This window comes from Parendozoicomonas haliclonae, from assembly GCF_900174585.1.
Lineage (GTDB): Bacteria > Pseudomonadota > Gammaproteobacteria > Pseudomonadales > Endozoicomonadaceae > Sansalvadorimonas > Sansalvadorimonas haliclonae.
Genome location: NZ_FWPT01000003.1, coordinates 487,892 through 502,555, shown reverse-complemented (window position 1 = coordinate 502,555; position 14,664 = coordinate 487,892). Strand labels below are relative to the sequence as shown.

The following is a 14,664-nucleotide window of genomic DNA, read 5'->3' as shown; positions in this document are numbered from 1 at the left end:
ATGACGGTGGTAGAACAACAATAAAAAAACCAAGAACCCTGGACTAGCCCCATGCTAAATAACTTTCCCTCACGGCTGCTGGCTTTGGTGAGCACGCTTCTGGTGAGCTGCTGGCTAAGTGTGTCAGCACAGGCTGATGAAATAGCAGCTTTCAAAAATACCCATACCTATGAAACCCTCCGCTATCAGGAGGCGATTACCGGCTTTCTTCCGTTCTATAAATGGGAAAAGCTGCGCACCCATAACTCGTTTAATACTCAGGAGTACCGGGTTGATGGCGTTGAGTATGCCGATCCTCAGCAGGATTACACGCTGGTAGGCCAGCTTGATATGGGCGTGCGCCAATTGAACCTTGATGTTCACAATGTGAATGGCGTTCTGCGTCTGTGCCACTGGAGCGCAGACGATTCCCACCTTCTGTGCAGTAACAATGACCGGTTGTTTAAGGATGGTATGAATGAAATCGTCACCTGGCTTCTGAAGCCCGAAAATCACGATGAAGTTGTGGTTGTCGGATATCAGGATGAAATGGATGGCCGCTATGGTGATGCTCTGGCAGTGATCAAGAACTTTGAAGGTATCATCTATAAGCCTGCCAGCTGCGGGCAGTCTTTACCCCTGAATTTGACCCGCAATGATATTCTCGCCAGTGGCAAGCGACTGGTGTTGTCTCTTGGTGGAGGTATTGATTGTGGGTCTGACGACAGTGTTCGTCGGGAGTGGAGCAGTTTTAATTTCTCCCAAAGTAAACCGGCCGGTAGTCCGGGTGGACTGACCGGTAAAGTCTGGAATGATGACTACACCCCTTACCCGACCTGCCTGTTTGGCAACACCGGCCCGGAGAGTCTGCAGAAGTCCAAGGCCTGGATCTCCGAAGACCGGACCAACTTTGGCCAGACCTTCTTGCCGGAACGCCAGCTGGGCAGTCGCAAGGTTGGCGAGATTACCGACTGTGGTCTGGGCTTCCAGTTTGACTCTATTGATGTAAACGACGACCGTCTGCAAAAGGTGATCTGGAGCTGGGCTTCAGGGGAACCTAATAATTATGGTGAAGGTGAACATTGTGGGCAGCTGACCAGTCTTTGGGGTGGTAATAACCGGATCAATGATGCCTCCTGCGGTAGCTCCGCTCCCTATGCCTGTCGGAATGAAACCGATGGCAGCTGGCATATCACTTCCAGAGAGGGAATCTGGCAGGACGGCTTCGCGGCCTGTCGGGAAGAGTTTGGTGTAAATCATGCCTTCTCACTGCCCAATGATGGCTGGCAGATGCGCAAATTGCAGGAACAGAAGGTGGATGCCGGCTCTGAGAGTGTCTGGATTGCCTATACCGATGCCCATCAGGAAGGTAACTGGCTGCCTGCGGACAATGCCACAGTTTACTGGCAGCAACCGTTTGCCAAAGCTCGCTGGAACACGGGCGAGCCAAACAATAGTGGTGGCGAGCACTGCGCCGTTCTGCTTGAGAATGGTCGTCTGAATGATACCGAGTGTGAGCGCAGCTATGCTGCGGCCTGTGAACTGGCGCCGGGTATCTGGACGCTGTCGTCTCCTGTTGGCTGGACGCAGGCCGGTTCAGCCTGTGCCGCTGCCGGTGGTTCCTTTGTGATGCCGGCAACGCAGGCTGAGATGGATGCCCTTCATGGTGTGAGTTCTGGTTCACGGGTCTGGCTGAACTACAACGATATTCATCAGGAGGGTGCCTGGATGGCCGATGCTGTCATGCCTGAGACAGTCGCTCCGGTTGTGGTTAAGGATGGATTCTTCCGGCTGAAGAACGATGAGAACTTCTGTCTGGATGTGGAAGGTGGTGACAGCAAGGTTGAGCGTGGCCGCGATGTTGAGCAGTACAACTGCCACGGCAACCGGGATAAGAAGAGCCAGCTCTGGAAGCACTATGCTGACGGAACTATTCGCCCCATGCTGAATACCGGTTTGTGTCTGGATGCTGCCGGTGGTGGCACTTCAGAAGGAACGGATATTTTGCTGTGGACCTGCCATGGTGGTGAGAACCAGAAGTGGGTGAATGGCACCTACAACTCGCTGCGCTTGGCAAAGGCGACCAATATGACCCTGTCGATCAGTATGGAAGGGTTGGGGAAAGGGCGTGATGCCCAGCTGGAGGTTTATAACCGCAAGGCGGATAAACGCTGGCACTGGGATTACGATCAGTAAGATAAAAGCGCCCCTTTGATTATTCAAAGGGGCGCTCTCACACTCAGGCGACGGCCTCAGTTTTTGGCTCAGCTTTTGTCTCAGTGCTGTCGTGAGCATGACCGCCAATATCAGCCTGCAGCTGTTCTTCGGCCTGCTGGGACAGATACAGATCCCGATAGTGGCCGCCCTGCATCAGCAGTTCTTCATGGGTTCCGCGCTGGGTAATCTTGCCCTTATCCATCACCAGAATCTGATCGGCATCCTGAATTGTCGAGAGGCGGTGCGCGATGGCTATCGTCGTACGACCTTCCCGCAGAGTGATCAGTGCATCCTTGATATATTGCTCGGTTTCACCATCAATATTGGCAGTGGCTTCATCCAGTAGCAGGATGCGAGGGTTCTGGGCCACGGTTCGGGCAAAAGAGAGCAGTTGTCGTTCACCAGTAGACAACGACTGACCGGTTGAGCCTGGGATATGGTCATACTGTTCCGGCAGTCTATTGATAAACCGGGAGGCATGCACCTTTTCAGCCGCTTCACGGGAATGATCCTGGCTGATGGACGGATTTTCCAGACTGATATTCTCATGCAGGGTGCCGGTAAAGATAAACGGCTCCTGGAAGACCAGCCCCATACTCTGGCGCAGCTCGGTCTCACCCATCTCCTGCAGAGCGGCATTATCCACCAGAATCTCACCCTGCTGATGGGGATAAAAACGCATCAGCAGATTGATAATGGAGCTCTTGCCGCTGCCGCTATGACCAACAATGGCGGTGAACTGTCCGGGATTCACGCTGAAGCTGACATCATCCAGAGCCTTGTGCTGGCCATCATAGCTGAGCGTTACATTGCGGAACTCCAGTCGTCCCGGGCAGGAGTTGTCAGCTTGCTCTTTGGTGGAATCTCGCACCTCAGGCTTTTCATCCAGCACGGCAAAGACTCGCTCGGAAGCTACCAGAGACTGCTGCAGGCTACCCAGTTGCATGGCAATCTGGCGGAAGGGTTCAAAGAAACGGGCCAGATAATTAATAAAGGCGTAGATGGTGCCGGCTTCAACTGTCGTATAACCGGACTTCCAGCCAAACCAGGCGACAATGCCTGCCAGAGCAGCGGTCTGCACCAGATGGCCGAAAGGCATCAACAGCAGACTGTTGACGTTAATCTCCTTGCGGCGCAGGTCGCTCCATTCTTTGTTCTTCTCAGCAAAGGTGTTGCACAGGCGCTGTTCGTGATTGGTGGCCTGAATAATACGCATGCCGAGCAAGGATTCGTTCAGTGCGGTATTGATATCCGCCAGACGGGCGCGTACGCCATGCACAACCGGATGGCTGAGCTTCTGGTAAAGATGCATGCTCCACAGCAGAACTGGCACAATCACCATCATCAGCAACATCAGGCTCACATCCAGCAGGGCCAGAGCAATAAAGATACCGACCAGCTTGAGCACACCACGCAGAATGGCAGGCAGTACCCCGACAAACATCTGCCGCAGCACTTCCGAGTCGTTAGTCAACCGGGACACCAGCCGTCCGGTTGGCTCGCTGTCGAAATAGCGCATGGGCAGTTTCAGCAGATGAGTAAACACCTGCTGACGGATATCGTGAATCACTTCCAGAGCATTGTCGTTAAAGATGATCGATTGAAAATACTGGAAAACGGCAGAACCTACATAGGTCATGGTCAGGGCAAAACCCAGCCAGGCCAGCATCACCAGATCATGATTGCCCTTGCCAATGTAATCATCGAGGATGATTTTCATCACCCAGGGGGAGGCCATCTCAAAGGCGGTAGCAATGGCCAGCAGGATGAATGCGCTGATAAACCCTTTACGATAAGGCTTGCCATAATCCAGCAGCCGCCCCAGCCCCTGAAAACGGGACAGTCCTTTTTTGTCGGCGGTACTCATGCGCTCACCTGTTGATTGAAATCCTGCAGCTGCAAGGTGCGGGCCTGCTGGCGGTAGATACGGGCATACCAGCCTTCATTCCCCAGCAGTGTTCCGTGGGTACCCTGTTCAACAATACGACCTTCTTCGATCACCAGGATATGATCCGCCTTGATCAACTCCGGCAGACGCTGAGTAATGAGCAGAATGGTCTTGCTGTGCAGACTTGCTAGGTTTTTCAGGATGGTGGCTTCGGTCTTCATATCCAAAGCACTGAAAGCGTCGTCCAACAGGAGAATCGGTGCATCGGCCAGCAGTGCACGGGCAAAGGCGACACGCTGCTTCTGACCACCGGACAGATTGATACCATGTTCGCCCAGCAGGGTTTCATAGCCATTCTGGAAGGCCATGATTTCATCGTGAATCGCTGCCTGTTTGGCGGCTTTTTCAATCTCGGCCTGGGTCGCATCCGGGTTGGACAATGCAATATTTCTGGCAATGGAGCCGGAGAACAGCATCGGTTCCTGGGGAACCCAGGCAAACTGATCACGCAGGGCGTGCAGTTTGATGGACTCTATCGGCTGATTCCCCAGCGTGATAGACGACGAATCTTGTAAATTGAATTCACGCAGCAGCACCCGGAACAGACTGCTCTTACCGCTACCGGTGCGACCGGTGATACCAATAAAGGAACCGGCTGGAGCATTGAAGTGGATATCTTCCAGTACCGGGCGTTCGCTGTCCGGATAATTGAAGCTGTTGATGGCAAAGCGCAAGTCATGGCTTGCCGGAGCTTCTGTTGCATCCGGCTGGTCTGTGACTTCCGGCTTCTGGGCAAACAGCTTTTCAAGGCGGTTCCAGGATGCACTGCCGCGCTGGAAAATACTGAACTGCCAGCCCAGCTGCATCATCGGGCTAAGCAGCTGACCCAGATACAGGGTGAAAGTCGTCAGCATACCAATGGTCATTTCATTTCCCTGAATCAGCCACGCGCCGCCCATCAGGGCAATCACGAAAGCCAGACCAAAGAATATCTGTACGCTGGGAATGAACAGGGCATCCACTCGAGCAACACGCCGGTTGGCATCCAGAGTGTTGCGGGATTGTTCATGGAACCGGCGATGTTGGCGGTTATTCAATTGGTGTGCACGAACCGCACGAATACCGGAAACGGTTTCCCGGGCTTCTTCGTTCAGAGCGGAGAAGCTTTCCTGCGCTTTGCCAAAGCGTTCGTGCATCAGAATGCCGTAGCGGCTGGTAGCCCAGATCAGGGCAGGGAATGGAATCAGAATCCACAGAGTCAGCTTCCCGCTGACCACAAAGATCATCGCCGCTAGTACGGTAAAGCCGGCAATAAAGGAATCGATCAGGGTCATAATGCCACCGCCGGCACAGTCCTCGACGGCATTCAGGTCGTTGGTGGCATGGGCCATCAGGTCACCTGTCGTATGACGGTGATAGAAAGCCGGAGACATGCGGGTGAGGTGCTGGAACAGGAGATCCCGCTGTTCACGGACAATATTAACGGAGGCTCCGTAAAGAAGGGCGCGCCAGACATAACGCAGGCCATAGATGGCAACTGCGGATATCAGAATGCCGGCCATGATCATCCACAGTTCATCCCCGGTCAGGCTGTCGGTGGTGATTTCATCCACAACCCTGCCAATCAGCCATGGCGGCAGCTGGTTAAGAATCGCGACCGTCTGCAGACACACGAACGCCAGCAGATACTGCTTCCAGTACGCCTTCAGGATAAAACGCATTTTCCATAGCAGAGTCATAGGCGAGGGAACTCCCTGCCCGCTGAACTGGGGATCATCTGGTCTTCCGGATTCTGGGTTACTACTGATGGACGGGGCTGGTGAAGAAAAACAATGCCCGTCGATAGTGGAGTGACGCTGGCGGGTATTAGACGTGAGATGGGAATGGTTATCAACAGGTAAAGAGTGTGGGTTTCCGGGGGCAGGAAGCGCTGAATGGCTGTCTATAGTGTAAAGGTGTGTAAAGTGCGCATAGGTCAGCTGTAGGACGATCAATAAAATAACGAAATTTTGATGATTCAGAACAACTACAAGGTCGTTTAATCGGGTATGAACTCCACGCCAGCGGCAAGAAGCCGCGCCATGCTACCTCTCTGTATCTTTGTTGCCGTGTTTTTTGGTGGCGGTCTCTATCACTATGCTCAGGGCACCGAGTTTGCTTTCTATCAGATAAAAGCACCGGTTGCTGCCTTGCCGGCCATGATAGTGGCGGTGCTGTTGGCCAGAGGAACGCTGGAAGAGCGTATTCTTCCATTCCTGCGCGGTGTGGGTGATATCAATATCGCCACCATGTGCATGGTGTTTCTGCTGGCTGGCGCATTCAGCAAGGTTACTGGTGCGATTGGTGGTGTCGATGCAACTGTGGCGCTGGGTCTTAAGCTGCTGCCAGCCTCCTTCCTGTTGCCCGGCTTGTTTCTGGTTTCCGGTTTTATCGCGACAGCCATGGGCACTTCAATGGGCACCGTTGCGGCCATTGCACCGGTGGCAGTGGGTATCTCCCAGGGTTCCGATATCAGTCTGGCGCTGTGTATTGGTGCAGTCGTTGGTGGTGCGATGTTTGGCGATAACCTGTCGATGATCTCTGATACCACCATTGCCGCGACCCGCACTCAGGGCTGCAATATGCGTGACAAGCTGTTGTTCAATATCCGCATTGCCCTGCCTGCCGCGATTGTCACCTTGCTGGTCCTGACACTGATGGGGCAGGGTGGTGAAACGGCGTCTCGCGAACTGGATAATCCGATTCTGGTGCTGCCTTACCTGTTGGTTTTGGGGCTGGCGGTTTCCGGTATCAATGTAATGGTGGTACTGATGAGCGGTATTGTTGTCTCCACCATTCTTGGCATGCTGATGGCCAACTACTCCCTTGGTCAGGCAGGCAATGATATCTATGCCGGCTTTGAAAGCATGGTGGAGATTATGATTCTGTCCATGTTTATTGGTGGTCTGAGCAAGATGATGACAGAAGGCGGTGGTAAAGCCTGGTTAACTCAGACAGCCCGCAAGCTGCTTTCCCGTGGTGGTCGTCTGAGCCAGCGAGCCTGTGAGTTTGGTATTGCCGGTCTGGTCTCAATCTGCAATCTGTTTACTGCCAACAATACTGTTGCGATTCTGGCCTCTGGTGATGTGGCTCGGGATTTGAGCAAGGAAGCCGGTGTTGACCCGCGTCGCTCAGCCAGCCTGTTGGATATCTTCTCCTGTGTCGTACAGGGCGTCATCCCATGGGGTGCACAGATTCTGCTGGCGGGTTCCATTTCCGGTCTGTCACCTTTGACCATTGCCGGCTCTGTTCACTACGTTTGGATTCTTGCGGTGGTTGCACTGTTGGCGATCGTGACCGGCTTTCCGAAAATTAATAAGCCTTTGAAAGTAGAAACAACAATCTAATCCGGCGATTCATCAGGACGTCATGCGGAAACAGGACAATACTGTTTAAAAGCCTTTTAAACAGTCTGTCCTGTTTTTGTATGGGAAATACCTGAGCTTATGGATAAGCAACCTTCTCAAAACTCTTCTCAAGAACCGTCTCAAGAGCCCCAGCGCCGTACCAAGATTGTGGCCACCCTTGGCCCTGCAACAGATTCCGGAACAGTATTGGAGTCGTTAATTCTTGCCGGGGTGAATCTGGTGCGACTGAACTTCTCCCATGGTGATCCGTCTGATCATAAAAAGCGTGCTGACAAGGTTCGTGCCCTTGCCAGCCAGCATAACCGTTCAGTGGCGATACTAGGTGATCTTCAGGGTCCCAAGATCCGGATTGGCCGATTTAAAGACGGCGCAGTCGATCTGAAAGCTAATGCCGAGTTTGTGCTGGATGCCGGGCTGTCCGGCGATACCGGCGACAGCAATAGTGTCGGTCTGGATTATCAGGCTCTGCCGGAAGACTGTAATCCGGGGGATGTGTTGCTGTTGGATGATGGGCGCATCACCCTGGAAGTGACCGGTATTGATCAGCAGCGTATTTTCTGCCGGGTGGTGAATGGTGGCCGGCTTTCTAATAACAAAGGTATTAACCGGCAGGGCGGCGGTTTGTCGGCCCCGGCACTGACCGAGAAAGACCGGGCTGATATTCAAAGCGCGGCGGATATTGGTGTTGATTATCTGGCCGTATCTTTTCCCCGTTCCGGTGAAGACATCTGTCTGGCCCGCAAGCTGATGGAGCAGGCCGGCGGTCATGCAGCACTGGTCGCCAAAATTGAACGGGCGGAAGTGACCGATAACAGTCAGACCTTAAGTGATGTGATTCTGGCTTCCGATGCGGTGATGGTCGCCCGAGGGGATCTCGGTGTGGAAATTGGTGATGCCGAGCTGGTCGGCGTGCAGAAACAGATTATTCATCAGGCGCGGATATTTAATCGTCCTGTGATCACTGCCACTCAGATGATGGAATCCATGATCACCAGCAGTCTGCCAACTCGGGCGGAAGTCTTTGATGTAGCAAATGCGGTACTGGACGGAACCGATGCGGTGATGCTGTCTGCGGAAACGGCAACCGGTGATCATCCCGAAAACGTCGTAGCGGCTATGGCGCGGATTTGCCTGGGAGCCGAGAAACAGCCAGCAGCACAGTTATCCACACATCGTCTGGACTGCAGCTTTGACCGAACCGATGAAGCGGTCGCCATGGCAACCATGTATACAGCCAACCATATGGGGGCGATCAAGGCGATTGTCTGTCTAACCGAATCCGGCAACACGCCGCTGTGGATGTCCCGTATTAACTCGGCATTGCCGATCTATGCACTGACTCGCTCGGAGGAAACCCGGCGCAAGGTGGCACTGTATCGTGGTGTGGAAGCGTTTCTGTTTGATCCTACTGGTTTTAAAACCGGTGCTGCGGTAAATGAAGCGGCGGCGCAGCTGTTGTGTCAGGCAGGTTTTCTACAGAAGGGCGACAGCATCTTGCTGACCAAAGGCGATACCCTGGCCGTGGTTGGAGAAACCAATACCCTGAAGATTCTGAAAGTCTGATTTCAGGGTATTGGCTAAGCGTCTGGATTAGAGGCTTTCCATCCAGTTCAGAACCTTATCGTGATCAACCTTTACGGCCACATTCTGAGTTGGCAGTCCTTTCCATGGATCATATTTGAAGAACTGATCCATTTCCTTGTGCATCAGAACCTTTCCGCGGAACTCTTCATCGCACAGCACGCGCAGCTGACCCTGTTCCATCTCAAACCATTCTGGATACAGAGCGCAGGCAATCGCGGATGAGTCATGAACGTGACAGCCGGCAATATCCAGATGCTGCTGGTAGAACTCCATATAGAAACGGGTGATATCGTTCAGGAATTTGCCAACCACCGGGCTGCGCGCTTCCAGACGATCAAAGTACTCCGGCGTGGAGATGACATGGTGAGTCACATCCAGACCAACAACAGTCACCGGCCACTGAGCAGTAAATACCATATCCGCAGCGTGAGGATCGCTGTAAATATTGGCTTCCGCTACGGAAGAGATATTACCCGGTACATGCAGGTTGCCGCCCATTAACACCACCTTCTTGATCTTGGTGGCGAGGGTTGGGTCCAGCTGCAGTGCCAGAGCCAGATTGGTGAGCGGGCCCAGTGGCACCAGGGTGATTTCTCCCGGGTGCTGGTTGGCCATGTTCACAATGTATTGTGCTGCGCTCAGGGACTCTTCTTTACGGGTCGCTTTTGGCTGAGGAATATCACCAAAGCCGTTCTCACCGTGAACGAAAGCCGGGGCTGGTTTTGGTGCCAGAACCAGCGGCTTGGCAGCACCACGGTAAACGGGAATATCACGCTCAAACACATCCAGCAGACGCAGGGTGTTTTCGGTGGTGATATCAATATTGGCATTACCGAAGATGGTGGTCAGGGCCAGCACTTCGGCGTTGTTGTCCTGCAGGGCGCAGTAGATCGCAAGCGCATCGTCGATACCCGGATCGGTATCGATAATCAGTTTTTCTTTCATAGTGTTCCGCGAGGGGTGTTTCGGAATAGCTGTTTCAGAATAGCGATACCTATTGTGCGTGAGGGCGGAGTTTTAGAGTAGATAAAATACTCAAACTACAGGTAAATACTTATCAATCCGTGCGATCTGAAATGTCATAGCAAGGCATAGATGATGTCTCTACAATGATGCAGCCAATAACCATAACAAAGATTCCGGAGGCCGGATGGACTTACAGAATAAAGTAGCCGTCGTCACAGGTGGCGCATCAGGGTTGGGTCAGGCTGCCGTGCGGGCACTGGTCGCGAAGGGCGCCAAAGCCGTTATTTTTGATCTGAATGCGGAAGCCGGTGCGGCCATGGTTGCTGAGCTGGGCAGTGACAAGGTCTTTGCCGCTCAAGTAAATGTGACTGACGAAGCCTCGGTTCAGAGTGGGCTGGATCAGGCCATGGAAGCGTTCGGTGATCTCCATATTATTGTTAACTGTGCCGGCATCGGGCCGCCTGCCAAGGTGATTGACCGGGAAGGTCAGCCTCTGCCGCTGGACAGCTTCAAGAAAATTGTTGATATCAATTTGAATGGCACTTTTAATGTGCTGCGCCTTGCGGCTGCCAAAATGCAGCACAACCAGCCGGTTAATGATGACCAGGGCCGTGGTGTCATTATTAATGTTGCCTCCGTGGCAGCCTTTGATGGCCAGATTGGCCAGCCTGCCTATGCCGCATCCAAAGCCGGCATTGTCGGTATGACTCTGCCGATCGCCCGCGAGCTGGCTCGCTACGGTATTCGGGTGAATACCATTGCACCGGGACTGTTTATGACGCCACTGGCAGCTTCCCTGCCAGAAGCAGCGATCGAGTCTCTGGGCAAGAGCGTGGAATACCCGAAGCGTCTGGGCAATCCGGAAGAGTTTGCCCATTTGGTAGTGTGCATGGCAGAGAACGATTACTTCAACGGTGAAACTGTGCGCCTCGACGGTTCTATCCGTATGGCGGCACGATAGGGAACTTCACGATGTACGAACTGACTCTGGTGACAGGGATTGCTCTGTTTCTGTCGGGTATTGCTGCAGGCTTTATCAACACCATTGCAGGCGGTGGCTCTTTGTTGACTCTGCCGGCTCTGATGTTGACCGGTATGCCCGCCGATGTTGCCAATGCCACCAACCGGGTCGGTGTGATGTTCCAGTCTGTCACCGGACTGCAGGGCTTTTATAAACAGAACCGACTGGATACCCAGTCCCTGAAAGGCATTTTGGTGCTGTCCATGTTGGGTTCTGTGGCCGGCTCCGGGCTGGCAGCCTGGCTGCCGGCGGAAGTACTTAAGCCTATTCTGCTCAGCTGCATGATGGTGATGGCGGTGATGATCGTGGTGAAGCCTTCGACGATCTCTCCTTCTGGCGATGATGTGCGTTCTCTTGCTTCCAGCCCAGCAGGTGCAATTGGTCTGTTTCTGGCCGGTATGTACGGCGGCTTTTTGCAGGCCGGTGTCGGCTTTATGCTGCTGGCGGCTTTGGCTGGTGGGCTGCGTTACGATCTGGTGCGAGCCAATGCGCTTAAGGTGCTGTGCACTGTCGCCTTTACTGCGGTGGCGCTGGTGATCTTTATCTGGCATGGCCTGATTTACTGGGTGCCCGGATTGATTCTGGCGGTCGGTTCCATCATCGGTGCTCACTTCAGTGTGCGCTTTGCCGTTAAGGCCTCCCAGCGAACCCTGGAATGGATTCTGTTTGTGATGGTCGTGCTGGTGTGTATTGCCGCCTGGATGAGTTAATCGCTCCCAGATTCCGATGAGTGCCTGGAAACCCTCCTATAATTTTCAGGGTACTCATCGGAACTTATGATCAAACATGGCCACGGAACCGGCACTTTCTCAAGATCAGCGTCCCACCTGTAGCTATTCCGGCTGTCGTGATACCTGTGATCACGAACAGAACTTCTGTTTCTGGCATAACCCCCATGCGGATAAATCCGGTGATGATATTGCCGGTCGCTTGGAAGAGCTGGTGCGAGATGGCCGTTCACTGGAAGGCTTTCAGCTGGCCAGGGCCAATCTCAAAGGCTTACGACTGGTTCCGAAAATTATGGATGCCCGGGTTGATCTCAGTAAGGTTAATCTTTATCGGGCAGATTTGCGTGGGGCTCACCTTTATAAAGCCAACCTCAGGCAGGCCAGTCTGTTAAAGGCGGATCTGACCGGTGCCAATCTGAATTTTGCCGACCTTTCCTTTGCCAATCTGTTGGGCGTCAAGCTGGATGATAGCCGGATGGAGCATGTGCAGTGGGGCAAGATCCTGTTTCAGGAGCAGGAGTTGAAACAGGGCTTTATCGGCCATAACCCCAGCCGGCAGCTGGAGCTTTATGGAGAAGCGGAAGAGGTGTGCCGAAGCGTGCGGCGTAGCTGCGAAGCCCATGGTTTATTTGATGAGGCTGGGTACTTCTTTCATAAAGAGATGACGCTGCGCCGCAAGCAATATCCTTTGGGCTCCTGGCAGCGCTGGATGTCCAAGCTGGTGGATGTGCTCTGTGGTTATGGTGAGCGGCCATTTCGAGTCTTTATATTCTCTTCGGGACTGGTGCTAATGTGCGCCATGTTTTACTTCATGGTCGGGCTTGGTTCGGGGGGAGAAATTATTCGGTTTGAGTTCCAGGTTCCCTGGTATACCAACGTTAGTAACTTCCTCGATGCGCTCTATTTCAGTGTGGTGACATTTACCACGTTGGGGTATGGCGACCTGATACCGTTGGGGCCATCGCGAACGATGGCCGCGATGGAAGCCTTTATTGGTAATTTCACCCTCGCCTTGTTTGTGGTGGTGTTTGTGAAAAAGATGACCCGATAGCAAAAAGCCGCTGATGATAAGTCAGCGGCTCTGAGGTTTTATGCAGCAGCGGTTATTGGGAAGTCTCTATAGGGAAAACCTCACCCTTGTAGATAGTTCCCCAGACCGGAATATCTTTGAGCCGATTTTTGGGTGCCTGATAAGGGTCTTCATCAAGAATCGCAAAGTCTGCAAATTTACCCACTTCAATGCTGCCCACCTGGTCTTCCATACGAATCGCATAAGCGGCATCAATGGTGATGGCTTTCATCGCCTCATGCACACTGATCTGCTGCTCTTTTGCCATAACACTGCCACCGGCACCTTCACGGTTCACAGCGACCCAGGCCAGCTTAAGCGGCTGGGCCGGTGCCATGCAGAAGTCCGAATGCAGAGAGAGTGAGACACCAGCATCAAGCAGATCCCGGCCACGGAAGATATTCCGTGCCCGCTGTGGCCCTAACCCTCTTTGGGAATAACTTTCCCCCAGCGTGTGCAGGTAATAAGGATTGGCAGAGACCAAGACATCCAGAGCGGCAATCTTTTCAGCCTGATCGGGACCGATATAACCCAGATGATGCAGTGTGGTTCTGTGGTCTTCCCGTGGCCATTGCGTCTGCAGGCGATTGATCATGCTTAGAACAACGTCTGTGCCCAGATCGCCGTTGGTATGAATATGGAGTTGATAGCCTGCTTTCCAGTAAGTACTTGCCAACTCTTCCAATTCGGCCGGTGGCGTTAACCATTCGCCGCTGTGGCCATCCAGATAACCGGGATTACGCATCTGCATCAGCAGGGAGTAGAAGGCTCCGTCTGCCAGCAACTTAACCTGTTTTACATACTTAAGCTGGTCGTTGCCTTTCTCCAACAGTGCGCCTGCCTCGGCAATGGCTTCCGGTGATCCGGGTACATCTCCAATACGTTTTACCATCGGAACCAGACGGGTACGGAAAGGCGTCTGCCGGTCATCCAGCTCCCACTTCATGGCCCACCATTCGGCGGTCATATCAAACATGCCGGCCGCCATATCGGCAATGGTCGTAATGCCACCGCTATGAACGACATCAACTACCTGTTCCATGCCGTCCATAAACCGACCAGGTTTGATTACGTAGTTTTTAAATTTAACCAGAGCCAGCTCCAGCCCGGTTTCATAGAAGTGGCCATTGTCGATATCGACGCCATGAACACTCTCCAGCTCTTCTGCAGAAATATCTCCAAGTGCGAGTGCCTTGGAGTTCAGCCAGATTTCATGGAATGAACGATGCCAGACCAGTGCCGGTCTGTCCGGCACCAGCTGGTCGAGCAGCTCACGGGACATCTCGCCATGAAAATCACTATGGAAGCCCCAGGTGATTAACCATTCGCTGTCGTCTTTGTTGTGATAGCTGTCGGCAATAGCCCTAAGGCGCTGGCGATAGTTCTCTTCGCCCTGGGTTGACGGTACGGACTTGTTGGGAAGATCCCAGGCAAAGGGCGTGATCCATTCAAAGGGCAGCAACAGTGCCGCCATGGCCGGGTGAAGGTGGTTTTCTATAAACCCGGGTGTAAGTATCTGATTCGGGAAATGAGACTGTTTAGATTCCGGCCATTGCTGAAGAAGCTCATCCAGCGTTCCCCGGCCAATGATCATGCCATTCTGTGTAGCCACGGCCTCAACCCGTGGCTGTGCTTCATCCATGGTGATGATGCTTTTGGCGGTAATAATCTGTACGCCGGAGTAAGGGAGATTTATGAACCACTGGATGACCCAGTAAAGAAGACCAATAGCCAGTAACAGGCTGCTCAATAAAAGAGCGCGGGAGAGTATACGTCGCATAATTATTTTTCTTTGACTGCGCGAA

The 14,664-nt window shown here is 53.2% G+C and carries 10 protein-coding genes; 6 read left to right on the top strand and 4 right to left on the bottom strand.

What is annotated here, in order from left to right; genetic code table 11:
• Positions 1-51 precede the first annotated feature (51 nt).
• The gene (locus EHSB41UT_RS08695) at positions 52-2,175 is read left to right on the top strand and encodes a ricin-type beta-trefoil lectin domain protein (RefSeq protein ID WP_087108797.1); all 2,124 of its coding nucleotides are present in this window, start codon (positions 52-54) and stop codon (positions 2,173-2,175) included.
• Positions 2,176-2,218: 43 nt separating this feature from the next.
• Here the strand turns inward: EHSB41UT_RS08695 and EHSB41UT_RS08690 are convergent, their stop codons facing one another.
• Together EHSB41UT_RS08690 and EHSB41UT_RS08685 are read right to left on the bottom strand one after the other, a co-directional pair.
• On the bottom strand, positions 2,219-4,063 hold the full coding sequence (locus EHSB41UT_RS08690; protein WP_087108795.1) for an ABC transporter ATP-binding protein: 1,845 nt from the start codon (positions 4,061-4,063) through the stop codon (positions 2,219-2,221).
• Positions 4,060-5,823: an ABC transporter ATP-binding protein gene (locus EHSB41UT_RS08685; protein WP_087108793.1), complete on the bottom strand. Its 1,764-nt coding sequence runs from the start codon at positions 5,821-5,823 to the stop codon at positions 4,060-4,062. The genes EHSB41UT_RS08690 and EHSB41UT_RS08685 overlap by 4 nt, the downstream gene beginning before the upstream one ends.
• A gap of 309 nt (positions 5,824-6,132) precedes the next feature.
• On the opposite strand from EHSB41UT_RS08685, the gene EHSB41UT_RS08680 reads away from it, so the two are divergent.
• Both EHSB41UT_RS08680 and pyk read left to right on the top strand, forming a co-directional pair.
• Entirely contained in the window at positions 6,133-7,470 is a 1,338-nt protein-coding gene (locus tag EHSB41UT_RS08680) for a Na+/H+ antiporter NhaC family protein (protein WP_087108791.1), read from the top strand.
• A gap of 99 nt (positions 7,471-7,569) precedes the next feature.
• Entirely contained in the window at positions 7,570-9,054 is a 1,485-nt protein-coding gene (gene pyk / locus EHSB41UT_RS08675) for a pyruvate kinase (protein ID WP_087108789.1), read from the top strand.
• 27 nt (positions 9,055-9,081) lie between these two features.
• Here the strand turns inward: pyk and EHSB41UT_RS08670 are convergent, their stop codons facing one another.
• Positions 9,082-10,020, bottom strand: a complete 939-nt coding sequence (locus EHSB41UT_RS08670) for a nucleoside hydrolase (protein WP_087108787.1) — start codon at positions 10,018-10,020, stop codon at positions 9,082-9,084.
• Between the two features lie 205 nt (positions 10,021-10,225).
• Here EHSB41UT_RS08670 and EHSB41UT_RS08665 point away from each other — a divergent pair, with 205 nt between their 5' ends.
• The 3 genes from EHSB41UT_RS08665 (at position 10,226) to EHSB41UT_RS08655 (ending at position 12,841) form a co-directional block, all read left to right on the top strand.
• Positions 10,226-11,002 (top strand): 3-hydroxyacyl-CoA dehydrogenase, encoded by a 777-nt coding sequence (locus EHSB41UT_RS08665; protein ID WP_087108785.1) that lies wholly within the window; start codon positions 10,226-10,228, stop codon positions 11,000-11,002.
• A gap of 11 nt (positions 11,003-11,013) precedes the next feature.
• Positions 11,014-11,772 carry a sulfite exporter TauE/SafE family protein gene (locus tag EHSB41UT_RS08660; protein WP_087108783.1) on the top strand — a complete coding sequence of 253 codons (759 nt, stop codon included), beginning with the start codon at positions 11,014-11,016 and terminating at the stop codon, positions 11,770-11,772.
• Positions 11,773-11,848: 76 nt separating this feature from the next.
• Entirely contained in the window at positions 11,849-12,841 is a 993-nt protein-coding gene (locus tag EHSB41UT_RS08655) for a pentapeptide repeat-containing protein (RefSeq protein WP_087108782.1), read from the top strand.
• A 52-nt stretch (positions 12,842-12,893) separates the two neighbouring features.
• Here the strand turns inward: EHSB41UT_RS08655 and EHSB41UT_RS08650 are convergent, their stop codons facing one another.
• Positions 12,894-14,639 (bottom strand): amidohydrolase, encoded by a 1,746-nt coding sequence (locus tag EHSB41UT_RS08650; protein ID WP_087108780.1) that lies wholly within the window; start codon positions 14,637-14,639, stop codon positions 12,894-12,896.
• Between the last annotated feature and the right edge of the window lie 25 nt (positions 14,640-14,664).